The 14,473-nt window shown below is 38.2% G+C and carries 16 protein-coding genes; 10 read left to right on the top strand and 6 right to left on the bottom strand.

Annotated elements, in window-relative coordinates:
• Positions 1 to 24: 24 nt before the first annotated feature.
• A complete protein-coding gene (locus tag AC6H0V_RS01765; protein WP_497561990.1) occupies positions 25 to 2,061 on the bottom strand; it encodes a M13 family metallopeptidase in 2,037 nt (678 codons plus the stop codon).
• A gap of 154 nt (positions 2,062 to 2,215) precedes the next feature.
• On the opposite strand from AC6H0V_RS01765, the gene AC6H0V_RS01760 reads away from it, so the two are divergent.
• The 5 genes from AC6H0V_RS01760 (at position 2,216) to AC6H0V_RS01740 (ending at position 6,721) form a co-directional block, all read left to right on the top strand.
• Complete coding sequence (locus AC6H0V_RS01760; RefSeq protein WP_497561989.1) at positions 2,216 to 2,920, top strand: hypothetical protein; 705 nt, start codon at positions 2,216 to 2,218, stop codon at positions 2,918 to 2,920.
• Positions 2,921 to 3,020: 100 nt separating this feature from the next.
• Positions 3,021 to 4,802, top strand: a complete 1,782-nt coding sequence (locus AC6H0V_RS01755) for an aromatic amino acid hydroxylase (RefSeq protein ID WP_497561988.1) — start codon at positions 3,021 to 3,023, stop codon at positions 4,800 to 4,802.
• A 99-nt stretch (positions 4,803 to 4,901) separates the two neighbouring features.
• The gene (locus tag AC6H0V_RS01750) at positions 4,902 to 5,603 is read left to right on the top strand and encodes an SDR family NAD(P)-dependent oxidoreductase (RefSeq protein WP_497561987.1); all 702 of its coding nucleotides are present in this window, start codon (positions 4,902 to 4,904) and stop codon (positions 5,601 to 5,603) included.
• Positions 5,604 to 5,700: 97 nt separating this feature from the next.
• Positions 5,701 to 6,234 (top strand): C40 family peptidase, encoded by a 534-nt coding sequence (locus AC6H0V_RS01745; protein WP_497561986.1) that lies wholly within the window; start codon positions 5,701 to 5,703, stop codon positions 6,232 to 6,234.
• Positions 6,235 to 6,307: 73 nt separating this feature from the next.
• Entirely contained in the window at positions 6,308 to 6,721 is a 414-nt protein-coding gene (locus tag AC6H0V_RS01740) for a DUF1801 domain-containing protein (RefSeq protein ID WP_497561985.1), read from the top strand.
• A gap of 24 nt (positions 6,722 to 6,745) precedes the next feature.
• On the opposite strand, the gene AC6H0V_RS01735 is transcribed toward AC6H0V_RS01740, so the two are convergent.
• The 5 genes from AC6H0V_RS01735 to AC6H0V_RS01715 all read right to left on the bottom strand — a co-directional run bounded on the left by AC6H0V_RS01735 (position 6,746) and on the right by AC6H0V_RS01715 (position 9,926).
• Positions 6,746 to 7,636, bottom strand: coding sequence for a flavin reductase family protein (locus AC6H0V_RS01735; protein ID WP_497561984.1), 891 nt, complete (start codon positions 7,634 to 7,636; stop codon positions 6,746 to 6,748).
• A 166-nt stretch (positions 7,637 to 7,802) separates the two neighbouring features.
• Positions 7,803 to 8,093 carry a type II toxin-antitoxin system RelE/ParE family toxin gene (locus tag AC6H0V_RS01730; RefSeq protein ID WP_497561983.1) on the bottom strand — a complete coding sequence of 97 codons (291 nt, stop codon included), beginning with the start codon at positions 8,091 to 8,093 and terminating at the stop codon, positions 7,803 to 7,805.
• Positions 8,094 to 8,095: 2 nt separating this feature from the next.
• Positions 8,096 to 8,296: a DUF2683 family protein gene (locus tag AC6H0V_RS01725; protein ID WP_497561982.1), complete on the bottom strand. Its 201-nt coding sequence runs from the start codon at positions 8,294 to 8,296 to the stop codon at positions 8,096 to 8,098.
• A gap of 62 nt (positions 8,297 to 8,358) precedes the next feature.
• On the bottom strand, positions 8,359 to 9,354 hold the full coding sequence (locus AC6H0V_RS01720; RefSeq protein WP_497561981.1) for a fumarylacetoacetate hydrolase family protein: 996 nt from the start codon (positions 9,352 to 9,354) through the stop codon (positions 8,359 to 8,361).
• A 116-nt stretch (positions 9,355 to 9,470) separates the two neighbouring features.
• Positions 9,471 to 9,926 carry a hypothetical protein gene (locus AC6H0V_RS01715; protein ID WP_497561980.1) on the bottom strand — a complete coding sequence of 152 codons (456 nt, stop codon included), beginning with the start codon at positions 9,924 to 9,926 and terminating at the stop codon, positions 9,471 to 9,473.
• Positions 9,927 to 10,273: 347 nt separating this feature from the next.
• Between AC6H0V_RS01715 and AC6H0V_RS01710 the strand changes: the two genes are divergently transcribed.
• From AC6H0V_RS01710 to AC6H0V_RS01690, 5 genes are all read left to right on the top strand, one after another.
• The gene (locus tag AC6H0V_RS01710) at positions 10,274 to 11,440 is read left to right on the top strand and encodes a homogentisate 1,2-dioxygenase (RefSeq protein ID WP_497561979.1); all 1,167 of its coding nucleotides are present in this window, start codon (positions 10,274 to 10,276) and stop codon (positions 11,438 to 11,440) included.
• 68 nt (positions 11,441 to 11,508) lie between these two features.
• Positions 11,509 to 12,639 carry a 4-hydroxyphenylpyruvate dioxygenase gene (gene hppD, locus AC6H0V_RS01705; protein ID WP_497561978.1) on the top strand — a complete coding sequence of 377 codons (1,131 nt, stop codon included), beginning with the start codon at positions 11,509 to 11,511 and terminating at the stop codon, positions 12,637 to 12,639.
• A gap of 106 nt (positions 12,640 to 12,745) precedes the next feature.
• Entirely contained in the window at positions 12,746 to 13,099 is a 354-nt protein-coding gene (locus AC6H0V_RS01700; protein ID WP_497561977.1) for a DUF6970 domain-containing protein, read from the top strand.
• Between the two features lie 35 nt (positions 13,100 to 13,134).
• Positions 13,135 to 13,704, top strand: a complete 570-nt coding sequence (locus tag AC6H0V_RS01695; RefSeq protein ID WP_497561976.1) for a hypothetical protein — start codon at positions 13,135 to 13,137, stop codon at positions 13,702 to 13,704.
• Between the two features lie 228 nt (positions 13,705 to 13,932).
• Positions 13,933 to 14,457 (top strand): glycosyl-4,4'-diaponeurosporenoate acyltransferase CrtO family protein, encoded by a 525-nt coding sequence (locus tag AC6H0V_RS01690; protein WP_497561975.1) that lies wholly within the window; start codon positions 13,933 to 13,935, stop codon positions 14,455 to 14,457.
• The last annotated feature ends 16 nt before the right edge of the window (positions 14,458 to 14,473 follow it).

Below are 14,473 nucleotides of genomic sequence, written 5' to 3'. Positions count from 1 at the left end.
GAACCTACGAGGTTAGCCACACACCTACCAAATCATCACCCTTAAACTATCCGGTTGGTACATCTTGTTTCCTGGTTTAACACCAAAAGCTTTATAAAATTCGGGAATATTGGCTAATGGCCCATTGATACGATACTGCTCCGGAGAATGTACATCGGTCATGATTTGATTTGCCAATGCCTCTTTTTTCCGTTGCACCATCCAGGCATAAGCGTAGCCCATAAAGTATCGTTGCGTTGGTGTTAGGCCACTAATCTTTTCACCTCCTTTGTATTGTGGGCTTTTCTTAAACGCTTCCAGTCCCATCACAACCCCGCCTAAATCGGCAATATTTTCACCTTGAGTAGCATCACCATTTACAAATTTTCCTGGCAGAGGTTCAAATTTGTTGAACTGTTTCACTATCAACTTTGTTTTTATCTTAAATTTCGCCAAATCTTCGGCCGACCACCAATTGTTTAAGTTACCCATTTCATCGTATTGGCTCCCTTGATCGTCAAATCCGTGAGTAATTTCGTGGCCGAACGTTGACCCTCCGATAATCCCATATAAAATGGCATCATCAGGCATTCTGTTTTCGAAACCAGGAACCAAAATATTACATGCCGGCACAACAATTTCATTATTGCTGGCATTGTAATACGCGTTATATGTTTGTGGATACATATTCCATTCGGTACGATCAACGGGTTTACCAAATTTATTTGCCATTTCTTGGTATGCCCATTTGTTGGCCGCCATTACATTGGCACAATAAGAGTTCCTATTAATAGCCATACTACTTAAATCTTTCCATCTATCCGGATAACCAACTTTCATGGTAATTTTACTGAGTTTTAGCAATGCTTTCTTTTTCGTAGCCTCGCCCATCCAATCCAGGTTTTTGATATGGTTTGCATACACATCACGAATATTGTTACCTATTTCTAGCATTTTCTCTTTTGACCCTTTTGGCAGATAGTCGCTAACGTACACCTGCCCAACAAGTTCTCCTAACGATCCATTGGTTTGCTCAACCACCCGTTTCCAGCGGGGCTTTTGCTCGGTTACACCGCCCATAATCGTAGAATAAAAATGGAAGTTCTGCTTATCCACAGCGCTGTTCAGGTAATCGGCATAAGAGTTTATCAAATTCCATTTCAAATAGGTTTTCCAACCTTCAATTGGACAGCTTTTTATCATTTTATTTAAGGCCACATAAAATTCTGGCTGACCAATAATAACCGTATCTGCTTTGGCAACACCCAATTCGGCTAATACGGCTGGCCAATTGATATTTGGTGCTAGAGCCTTGAACTGACCCACACTCATTTTATTGTAGTTCTTAATTGGATCCCTAAGTGCTTCCAACTTGCGTGAAGATTTGGCCAATTCTGTTTCTAATTTCATAATTATAGCCGCATTTTTTTGGGCTGTAACCGAATCATTTCCCATCAGTTTTAGCATCGCATTTAAATGCTTCACATATTCATTTCTTATGGTAACCGTTTCCTTGTCTGTGTTAAAATAATAATCACGGTTTCCCATTCCCAATCCTCCTTGATGAAAGAAAACGGCATATTTGCTGCTATTTTTATCATCCTGCCCTACACCATAATTAAAGGCTGCGGATACACCTATGGTATTGAGGTGGGTTATGGCAGTTAATATCGATGCTTCATCTTTAATCTTGTCAATACGCTCCATTTCAGCGGCTAAGGGCTTCAACCCTTCCTTCTCAATCGCAAGCGTATCCATTCCAGAAGCATAAAAATCGCCTATCTTCTGCTCATTGCTTCCATTTGCCGCATTGGTGTGCTGAGCAGATTTCTCGCAGATATTTTTTATTTGTGCATTTATCGTGTCTTGAATTGTTCTAAAAATCCCATTACTTCTTTCGGTACTTGGAATGGGATGGCTCTTAAACCATCCTCCGTTTACATAATGATAAAAGTCGTCGCTTGCACTTACCGTAGTATCCCGGTTAACTAGCAAGGGGTCTTTAAAATCTGCTTCTTTATTCTTACATCCAGCAAGAGCTGCAAAAGATGCAATTACAACGATTAATTTAATTGTCCTCATTATTTGTTTGTTTTAATTGTAAGTTAAATCAAATTCTATTCTTTTTATAATTCCTACATCTTTGATACAATCACAATAATTGATATTTTAATCTTAAAGTATTAAATTGTATAATCATTTTAAATCACTGCAGAAAGCGAGATACATTCAACTTATGAGACAATTTTTAATCTTACTACTTGTTTTAAACCCTGCTTGGGTATTCGGACAGGGCTTCTCTTATCCTATAATTAAATCGGAAGGAAAAGTTGCCTCTAACTTTATCCCAAACGGTTGGAAGGTGAAGGATTCAGTAAGTGGAGATTTAAATAATGATAAAATCAACGACCTAGTATTGATTATTCAACATAAGGATAATGTAAAGCTTGCGCTAGACGACGAATTTGCTGGTCCAGTAGTAACTCAGCCTAGGATTTTGGTGATTTTATTTAGGGATCAATCAACCCAAAAGCTATGGGTGGTAGAGCAAAGTAATTCATTTATCTTAAATGATGATAATCCAAACTCGGAGGATCCTTATCAATCCATTAAAATCGACAAAGGAATTCTGCAGATAAATTTCCAACTTTTTTACAATACAGGCAGTTGGATCATCAACAATTCGTCTTATAAATTCCGTTATAACGAGCGTCGTTTTGTGTTCATTAGCGCTGAAAATAATTCGTTTAATAGGGCATCCCACGCCTTCGAAAGTTACAGTTATAATTTTTTAACAAAACAATGGCAGCTGAGTAAAGGAAAGGGTTCGTTAGAAAAATTAACTACAAAATGGCATAAGCTGGAAATAAGGGAATTAAAAACTTTCCAAACATTTAAAAAACCATACTCTTGGGAAATTGCAAAAGACACTTATTTGTAAAAAGGGCCTCTTAAACAATCATTTAATACCCTAACCTCATACTTTTTTTGGATTAGAAGCAATAACAAGCTAATTTAGCCATAATCAATTCAAACTACCCATGAGTGATTTTAATGACTTTAACAATGCACAAGTAGCTAAATTGCCTAAACATTTGAGGCAGTTTATCGTTGAGCAGCATTACGAAAAATATACGCCCATAGATCAAGCAGTATGGCGTTACGTGATGCGTCAAAACTACAGTTATTTAAAACACGTAGCATTTTATCCATATATCAAAGGTTTACAGAGGGCGGGCCTTAGTATCGAATATATTCCGGATCTTCAAACGATGAATGATAACCTTGGTAAAATTGGCTGGGGTGCAGTTACGGTTGATGGCTTTATCCCTCCAGCAGCATTTATGGAGTACCAAGCTTGTAGGGTCTTGGTAATTGCAGCAGACATTCGTCAAATTAACCATATCGAATACACACCTTCGCCAGATATTATTCACGAAAGTGCTGGTCATGCACCAATTATTGCTGATACCGATTATAATAATTACCTCAGTTATTTTGGTTCAATCGGCGCAAAAGCAATGTTTAGCAGTAAAGATTACGAATTGTATGAAGCCATTCGAAAGCTTTCCATTTTAAAAGAAGCAGTGGGTGCCGATGAGGAAGAAATTGCCGCAGCAGAAAATAAACTACAGCAAACCGCCGAAAACATGGGCGAATCTTCTGAAATGGCTTTATTAGGACGCCTACATTGGTGGACAGTGGAGTATGGACTGATTGGGACCTTAGAAAATCCAAAAATATATGGCGCTGCATTGCTTTCATCTATCGGCGAAAGCGCAACCTGTATGGATCCAGCAATCAAAAAAATCTGGTATTCATTAGATACCATCAATTATCAATACGACATTACAAAGCAACAGCCCCAATTATTTGTCACCGAAAATTTCCAAAATCTAATCGATGTACTTGAAGCCTATGCTGATACCATGGCCTTTAGAAGGGGTGGTGCCGAAAGCATTCTTAAAGCAATCGAATGTAAAAACCCAAGCACCGCTGTTTACAGCTCTGGATTACAGGTTACAGGTATTTTTACAGATCTGGGAATGGATAAAAATGATGAGTTAACCTTCATCAAAACTACTGGACCATCTGCATTGGCCTTTAACAACAAGGAGTTGCCCGGCCATGGAAGAAACTATCATGCTGATGGCTTTTCTTCGCCGGTTGGCAAGCTTAAAGATAGTGATCTACCGCTAGAGGATCTTGGCTTAACTTTGCTTGAATCTAGGGGAATTAGTAAAGGAAAAGTAGCAAAGCTTGTTTTTGAAAGCGGAATTGAAGTGAATGGAAAGGTTATGGAAATTAACATTCAGGAAAAAAAGTTAATTTTAATCGCCTTTGAAGAGTGTACTGTTAAAGAGAGTAACGGAAATATATTGTTTAAGCCAGAATGGGGCACATACGATATGGCCGTAGGCGAAAAGATAGTTTCTGTATTTAATGGCGCTGCCGATAAAGATGCCTATGAAGAACTTGTTTTTGTAAGTAAAGAACAAACATATAAAGTTGTTTACGACGAAAAAACACTCCACCTGCATACTTTGTACCAAAAAGTTCGTGATATCCGCGAAAAAGAAAGTGGATATGAAGAGCTGCCCTCAACTTTCGAAACCTTAAAAACCGAACATCGTACAGATTGGTTGTGTGTACTCCAAATTTTGGAAATAGTACATCATAAAGCCTTGGACGCCGCATTTGAAAAAGAACTGCGCATCTATCTCGAAGTAAAAGCAGCTACAGAAAAAGAATATACAAAATTGATCAACGACGGACTGCATGTAATTGCTAACCCGGTAACACAGTTGATTACCGAAGAATAATTGCTTTATTGTTTGATTGTTGGCCGGATGGCGATACCGCAATTTAACAATACAACAATTTAACAATTTAACAATTAAATTCCTTGAGGGGTTTTAACTATGAACATCATCATCACCGGAGCAAGTAGTGGAATTGGCTTTGAAACTGCCTTAGAATTTGCGTTAGATAGCAAAAACAAAATTTTGTGCATTGCAAGATCTGCTGATAAGTTACGTAAGCTCCATGAAATCGCTAAAGGAATTAATCCTGATTGCACGTTATTACCTGTTGCCTTTGATTTGGTAAACGATGATTATTCGGTACTTATTCCATTTATTAAAGATCGATTGGGAACAGTGGACATCCTGATCAATAATGCGGGAAATCTTATTAACAAGCCTTTTACAGAAACTACGGAAGCCGATCTGGCAGAAATGTTAGAACAGAACGTAATGAGTCATTTTAAGATGATCCGTTATACCTTATCTTTTATGAAAAGCGGAAGCCATATCGTCAATATTGGGAGCATGGGAGGGTTTCAAGGAAGCGTTAAATTTGCAGGACTTGCTGCTTATTCGGCAAGTAAAGCCGCCTTACATACCTTAAGCGAGTGTTTGGCATTTGAACTTGCTGAAACCGGGATTAAAGTAAACTGTCTCGCTTTGGGTTCTGCCCAAACAGAAATGTTAGAAGCAGCATTTCCGGGATATGAAAGTCCGGTATTAGCATTCGAAATGGGCAAGTATATCGCAGATTTTGCCAAAACCGGGCATAAATTCTTTAACGGCAAAGTGTTGCCCGTTGCAGTAACAACCCCCTAGTTCAGTTCGCCGTGGGCAGTGGGCAGTTTTCAGCTAAGCTAACTGTCGACTGTAAACCGAGAACTGAGAACTTTTTATTATGTTTGTAATCCAAACAATGAAGAAAATTCTACTGATTTTTTGCTTCCTTACTTTCTTTGCCCTTGCAAGCCGAGCGCAAGATAACTTATCATTACCTGAGCAATATCAGAAAGCGATGGGGAAGATCTTAGGGAAGATACCTACTGTTACTACATCCCCTGCCTCACAATTGTTAGATTTGGCGAAATCAATGTTGGGTACTCCTTACCGATATGCATCAAGTAATCCAAGTAAAGGATTTGATTGTTCAGGCTTTGTGAGTTATGTTTTTAGTAGTTGCGGATTTAAAGTTCCACGCTCATCAACAGAGTTCGCGACAGCTGGAACTCCAATAAAACTAGAGGATGCTAAGGTAGGTGATGTGCTTATTTTTACAGGAACTAATCCTAGAATTAGGAAAATTGGTCATGTGGGGATTATTTATGCCATCGATAATGGGGAGATTAAGTTTATCCACTCTACTTCTGGAAAGGCAAATGGCGTAACAATTACTGACTTCAATGCCTATTACAAAAGTAGGTTTATGAAAGCGGTGAGTATTATGGAATAGCGATGAGCTTATTCGCAGAACGCTTTACACCATACGCTCTACTTTTCGTATCTTCATACTTCAGTTTTACACTATGGCCGAACTTAAAACCAGATTAACAGATCAATCTGTGAGCACATTTCTCAACAAAATTCCCGACGAAACCACCCGTATAGATTGCTTAAAAATTTGTGAGCTCATGGAAGGAATTACCCATGCCCCAGCCAAAATGTGGGGCTCGGCAATTGTTGGTGTTGGAGATTATCGTTATACGTATTCAACTGGACGTGAGGGCGATTGGTTTATGATGGGCTTTTCGCCACGTAAGGCAAACATTAGCCTTTATATCCTAGGCTGTAAAGCAGCAGAAAGAGAATCAGTTCTATCCCGGTTGGGCAAACATAAAACTGGTAAAGGTTGTATCTATGTGAAAAAACTTTCGGATATCCATTTCGACGTACTAAAGGAAATGTGTGAAATTTCTTATCAGAATCTGAAGAGGGATTAATTAGTGGATGCGATAAGGAGATAATCAGCCCATAAGCACTATTTTCAACGCATCAACCACATTGCCTACACCTAAAAACCGATGTGCTAATTCATGGAGTTCTCTTTCTTGGTTGATATGATCACCAATTGTTGCATCTAAAATATCTTTCACTGCACTGTTGGATCGCATCGCATCAATTTCGTCAGCTGTTGGCAATTGCTCTACATTACCCAATATACCTAGATCATTACCTGTTAATACATTTGAATTTCTAACTGAACTTGGCAAAGCATCTACTCCAATCCCCAAAGTAGTTAATGGCTTGGCGACTTTAAATAAACTTTCTGGAGTAACCCTACAGTACCAATCGCCTCCCAAACGGGCAACCAGATCTATTTTTGCCTGATCTATTTTGCCATCCACATCCAATATTTCTTCTCTAATGTGGATAAGCTTTATTTCTGCAAGGACCAAGTTTCCGGCACCATGTTGGTTGCCAAGGGCAATTACTTCTTTAACCGTGCATTCTAACTGAACGGGAGCTTCGGCAACCCGTGGCGGTTTAACCAACTGCGATGGGATCATTGTAAATCCAGCCTTTTCAAATTCATTAACTCCTTTTGCATATTCGGTACTGGCCAAACTGGTTTGCTGTACCATCGCGTAATTAACAATGTTGATGACACATTCCTTAACTTCTAATACATTTTCTAGGCTATGCTTCGTGGTATTATCCCTCACTCTCCTAGCCGGAGAAAAAATGCACATAGGTGGATTTGTGCTAAACATGTTAAAGAAACTAAACGGACTAAGGTTGATATTACCGGCTTTATCAATAGTTGAAGCAAAGCATATTGGCCTAGGCGCAATGGCATATTGTAGGTAGTTTTGGAGCTGGAGGGGTGTAAGATCTTTTGTGTTTAGGGTTAACATGGTTTAGTTGGTGGGTTGTAATGTTTTATGTTCCACCTCCGGCAGGTGGAGACACCAGCCGGCAGGTAAAAATTTATATTGGTAGGTGTCCTCACCTATAGCGGGTTATACTTATCTTCACTTCCGGCAGGTGGAGACACCAGCTGGTAGTTAAAATAAGTGTTAATCATTTAAATAGCGTTTCTTGGCGATTATCCCAAAAGAACAATAAGTTTATGTTATTTTCAATAATTTGATAAAATATGGCCGATTGTTTCGTGATGAAACCTACTCTTACATGTTCGTCAATTGGTGAAGATTTAAACATGTATGGATTTTGAGCAATTAATTGAATGGTTTTTTCCGCTTTTGAGATAAATTTATTAGCAGTAGCTTCACTAAACCTATTTCTTATCGAATTATAGATAACATTCAAGGTCTCCTTTGCAGTTGGTGTATAAAAAACAGTAAAAACCAAAACTAAACCAGCATGTCCTTCAACCCATTATAGGGCTTTAACTCTCCAGCTTTTGCTTGGCGCAGCGATTTCTTTACTCCATCAAGCACATGTTCAGGATACATTTCGGCCTTTTTTTCAAAAGCAATTTTCATGGCCTTCATCACTGCTTTTACCGCAATTAACTGCTCTTTATTTTCAGGATAAATGATAAGTGCTTCCATATACAAATTTAACATTTATACCGAACTTTTCAACCTTCGAACTATACAACATTTCAACATTTCTATTTCTTCAGCTCAAGTATTGAAAAATCCGTATCTATTTTCTTAATCACATTGGTTAAGCACCCGAGGCCTGTAACCTCCATTTCAACATCATCTCCATCTTGTAGCCATTGTGCCTTATAATTTGGATCGTTAAGTAAACCGGTCCCATTTAATTCCAAGAGGCATCCTGTACCAACCGTCCCCGAGCCGATCACATCCCCTGGTAAAATATCAACTCCGTAAGCGCAACGCTCGATAATTTCGGCAAATGTCCAATCCATATCAGCCATGTTTCCCGCTGAAAGCTCAATACCATTAACTCTACATGTCATTTTTAAATTATAGGCATTGCCCACATGATTAGGTTTTGGTGCAACTTTATATTTTTCAAGTTCATCTGGGGTAACCAACCACGGGCCAATCACCGTTGAGAAATCTTTTCCTTTTGCCGGACCTAAATTTAGCAGCATTTCTTCCATTTGTAAGGTTCTCGCACTCATATCGTTCATCACCATGTACCCAGCAATGTATTCATCAGCCTCTGCTGCCTTGATATTACGGCCCTTTTTACCAATAACCACCGCAACTTCCAATTCGAAATCTAATTTTTGAAAATGATCAGGCATGCAAGGAATTTCTCCTGGCCCTTGAATGGCATTATGATTGGTAAAATAGAAGATGGGATATTGGTCAAACTCGGTAATCATGTCTACCTTTCTATTCCGTCTGGCAGCAGCTACATGTTGTCTGAAAGCATATCCATCTCTGCACGAAGTGGGGTGGGGAACGGGAGCTAATATTTCGTAAAAGATCTCCTCCTTGGGTTTTAGTTTACCCTCAATAATATCCTGATTAATCAGCCTTGCCCTTTCCATCAGCGCGTCTCCACCTTGCAAAAAGGCATTCATTTCATCGGGGATTAACTTATTGCAAGAATTGAGATTATAAATGTGTCCATCTACAAACACGCCCAAGTGCTCTCTATCTTCAGTTTTATAAGATACTAATTTCATATAATAGTTGGCTAAATACAGACTAAAGCTAGTGTTTTACATTAATATACCTTGCTTTTGCATTAGAAAATTAAGAACAGCCTGACTATTATACAATTAGCCTAATTCCGAACAAACTATTTAATTTCGGTATATCTCTGCAGATCATCTTTGATATTCGGAAAATCTTTGGCTTCTAGATTTCTATAATTTTGTTTGTTTGAGACCAGCTCTCCAAGAACATAACCTAAACCGGTACCCACTGGAACAGTAAGTAAGACTAAATCACCCGCCCTGAAAAAACCGCTCCATTTAATCGCACAATAAATTCCTAGCGCAGCACCAACTACCATTAATGGAGCTATTATTCCTTTTCTTCGAATGTGTAGAGAAGAGATCTTCTCGGCAGCTAATTTAAGGGTATCTAAATTATTGGTCACTAGAGTTATACCATCATCGGCAGCCGCATAAAAAAAACCTCTAGTTACCAGGTGTCGTTTATCCTTTACTTTAATTTTATATTTCGCTTTACTTTGAGCATAACCGGAAAGACCGATCATCAGACTTAGCAAAAATATAAAGATAATTTTCATAAGAGCTTCAGTTTGGTTAAAGATAATAAAGTTTTTAGTTCTAAATTATATCCTTAAATTTATCAAAAATTATGAGGCTAATTGCATTATATATCAGTTTAATCAGAGACATGATCGCATGTTATCGGTATAAAATGCTCGCAAAATTAGTGCTCGCTCAATATTCTATTAAAAGACTACACCGATTTTAAAGATTACACCGCTGATAATAATAAATCGAGCAGATATCATTTCAAACAAATTTCCCAAAATAGACTTATTATATAAATAATTGTGTAGATAATCGTTAATCTGTATAATCAAATTAATCTGTGTAATTATAATTCTAACCAAATTACCCTAACGCTATGCCCATTTACCATACTTTAGGAACTATTCCTCCCAAAAGACATACGGTTTTTCGTAAACCTAATGGCCAGCTTTATGCCGAGGAACTGGTTTCTACCGAAGGTTTCTCTAGCCTATACTCACTGGTATACCATTGTCATCCACCAACCATTGTAAAATCATTGGGAGAACCCTATAGTGTGGAGCCTAAAATTGCCCGTGAAAAACATCTTCGCCACACGAGTTTAATTGGTTTTAATATCAAACCAGAAGATGATTATTTAAAAAGCCGTAAACCTGTTTTGGTAAATAGCGATCTACACATTTCTTTGGCAGCACCAAGGCAATCGATGACAGATTACTTTTACAAGAACAGTCAGGCAGATGAGGTTATTTTTATCCATGAAGGTACCGGCACATTAAAAACCGGTTTCGGTAAAATTAAATTTGCCTATGGCGATTATTTGGTGGTTCCCAGAGGTACAATTTATCAATTGGAGTTTGATACCACACAAAACCGCTTATTTATCATAGAAAGCTTTAGTCCCATTCGTACACCAAAGCGTTACCGCAATTCGTTCGGACAATTGGAAGAGCATTCTCCCTATTGCGAACGCGATATTAAGCGCCCGATGGATTTGGAAACGATAGATCAGCTTGGTGATTTTAAGGTTTTGATCAAAAAGCAAGGAATCATGTATCCATATACTTATGGTACACATCCATTTGATTTTGTGGGATGGGACGGCTTTCATTATCCATGGGCATTTTCTATTCATGATTTCGAACCCATAACAGGACGTTTGCATCAGCCACCGCCAGTTCATCAAACTTTTGAAGGACATAATTTTGTGATCTGTTCTTTTGTTCCACGAAAATACGATTATCATCCGCTTTCGATTCCCGCCCCATATAACCATAGCAACGTAGATAGTGATGAAGTCCTATATTATGTAGATGGGGATTTCATGAGTCGTAAAAGTGTAGTTAAAGGGCAGATTACCCTGCACCCAGGAGGTATCCCCCACGGACCACACCCCGGTACGGTAGAAAAATCCATCGGAAAGGAAAAAACAGAAGAGCTGGCCGTAATGATAGACCCTTTCAGACCATTGATGTTAACGCAGGATGCTGTTGATATCGAGGATGAAAGCTACCATACCAGTTGGCAAATTAACGTAGAATAGCGCAAAGCGCTTGGCGGTAAGCGTGCAGAACGCTATACGCCATACGTCAAACTTTAAAAATTTTAAAAATGAGCACACAAACATTCGCAGAAAAAATAGCAGCAGCACAAGATTTCCTTCCAATTAATGGAACGGATTATATAGAATTTTATGTGGGCAATGCCAAGCAAGCCGCACATTATTATAAAACAGCCTTCGGATTTCAATCCTTAGCCTATGCTGGTCCCGAAACTGGAGTAAGGGACAGGGCTTCTTATGTATTAAAACAAGGGAAAATCAGGCTGATATTAACTACCGCTTTAAAATCTGACCATCCAATTGCCGAGCACGTAAAAAGACATGGTGATGGGGTTAAGATTTTGGCCCTTTGGGTAGATGATGCCTATAGCGCATTCGAAGAAACCACCAAGAGAGGGGCAAAACCCTATTTGGAGCCACAAACCCTTACCGACGAAAACGGTGAAGTGAGAATGTCTGGCATCTATACCTATGGCGAAACCATTCATATGTTCGTTGAACGTAAAAATTATACCGGGATTTTTATGCCCGGCTATCGCGAATGGAGAAGCGATTATAGTCCAAGTGAAGCTGGGCTCCTATACATCGATCATTGCGTGGGCAATGTAGGCTGGAACAGGATGAATGAAACCGTAAAATGGTATGAAGAAGTAATGGGATTTGTAAACATTCTTTCTTTTGACGACAAGCAAATCAATACCGAATATTCTGCCTTGATGAGTAAGGTAATGAGCAATGGCAACGGATTTTCTAAATTCCCCATCAACGAACCCGCTGAGGGCAAAAAGAAGTCGCAGATTGAAGAATACCTGGAGTTTTATGAAGGTGAAGGGGTGCAACATATTGCCGTTGCCACCGCCGATATCGTTACAACTGTAAAAGAACTGAAAACCCGTGGAGTAGAATTTTTAAGTGCTCCGCCCGAGGCCTATTATGAGATGATGCCTAATCGCGTGGGTAAGATAGACGAAGAGATCGAACTGCTAAAAACTTTGGGGATCTTGGTTGATTGTGATGAAGAAGGTTATCTCTTGCAGATCTTTACCAAGCCAGTTGAAGATCGGCCAACCTTGTTTTTTGAGATTATCCAAAGAAAAGGTGCGCAATCTTTTGGGGCGGGTAACTTTAAAGCATTGTTCGAATCTTTAGAACGGGAGCAGGAACTTAGAGGAAATCTTTAAAATTGGGAGTTAGGAGTGGGGCGTTACTAGTTGAGCCGGAAGGATCCATTCGGGAGGAGTTGGGTTTAAACCAAACTAAAACTTTAAACCTTAGTAAATTATAATCATGGCATCACCATTTAAATTTATATTGGTTGCGTTTGTACTTTTACAGGCAAAAACCTGCAAAAAAGAAGATTTTGCAGGTATTCCGCCTTGCCTCTCCGAAAAAATTCAACAGACTAAAAGCGAAGAAGTCGCCAATCCCCCATCCAGCATATGGCAATATGAATATAACGGGAAAACTGTTTACTATATTCCCGCAAAATGCTGTGATATCCCCAGTTCGCTCTTCGATAGCGATTGCAACCTAATTTGCCAACCAGATGGTGGGTTTAGTGGCAAAGGTGATGGAAAATGCAAAGACTTCTTCGAAAAAAGAACAAAAGGAAGATTGGTTTGGAGGGATAATAGAAAATAAAGTATTGCAATTCTTAAATTATCAATCTTAATTGAATGAAAACTTCTTTTGATACAATTCGAAAAGTGTTAATAGGCTTGGTACTAATCTTATTAGCTATAGACGGCAAAGCGCAAAAATCTCCAGAAAAAGCAATTCAGAAGCTTGGCGCGAATCCAATATATATTATAGATAATGTAAAAGTGGGGAAAGATGAACTTTCTAAACAAGATGCAGAAGAAGTTACTTATGTGCAGGTTTTGTATAACAAAGATGCAATCAAACAATTTGGGAGTGAGGCCAAAGATGGTGTTGTAATTGTTGAAACCAAAGCATTTGCCAGAAAAAAGTATATTTCATATTTAAGAAAAAAATCACCTTCATTCGATAGTTTATATGTCAAAATCGGAGATGATAAGAATTTTGTCTATATACTGAATGACAAGATACAAACTGGTAATTATGAAGGTAATTTGGGTATTATTGATGATGCGATTTTTATTGATTTAGAAATTATTAACCAAGCAAACCTCATAGAAAAATATCAGGTCACCGATAAATTGTATGGCATTCTAATCAGGTCTAAAAAGCCAAAAGACCTTTACAATAAAAATGACAAGTTTTAAAGAGGCAATTGCATTAGCAATACCCCAGCGCGTAATAAATAATTACAAAGATTACAATAGTGGAAAGGCATCCCCCGCCTAATTTTTTTGCGCTGTATCCAGCGATGATGGTTCTGAAAAAGTTATTCATAATTGCGTTTTTTAATATAACCCATTTGGGATAAAAATGTTTGTTTTTGATTTAAAACTTACGAAGTTTTAAAAACTTCGTAAGTTTGGACAAAAAAAATGAAACGGACGATATTCCTTTATCACGCCATACCAAGTGTATTTTGGTCTATTGTGAACCTCGTTCCCATTTCAATTTATTGCTATCAACCCCAAAATCGTTCTTCTGTTTATTGGATTGTTGGACTAAGCTTTTTGGTTTATCTTTTACCAAACTCCTTTTTCAACCTAATTCAATTCAGTAAGAGTGTTCAGTTTTACAAAAAATTGGGTGTAAAAATTATAAGAAAATTTGCCCAAGAGGGCGATTTGGCAAACCAATTCCTCAGAAAAAAATATCCTGATTACAAGATTATTCAAACACCAAAATCAATAAAAAATTACCTCTCCAAAACCTATCATTTTGAAAGGTTTCACTTCCAACTTTTCTTAATCTTTCTATCCGTTGCTGTTATTGCGATTGTAAACAAGGATTATGCGTGGGCATCGTTAATTACAACCAACAACATTATTTTTAATGTTTATCCCAATTTATTGCAGCAATACAATAGGTTAAGGTTAGAGAAATTTACGAAGCTTTCTTAAAGAACTTTACGAAGTT

This window comes from Pedobacter sp. NO84 (genome assembly GCF_059703915.1).
Note: the sequence above shows the minus strand (reverse complement) of the source record. Positions and strands in the feature narration are given on the sequence as shown.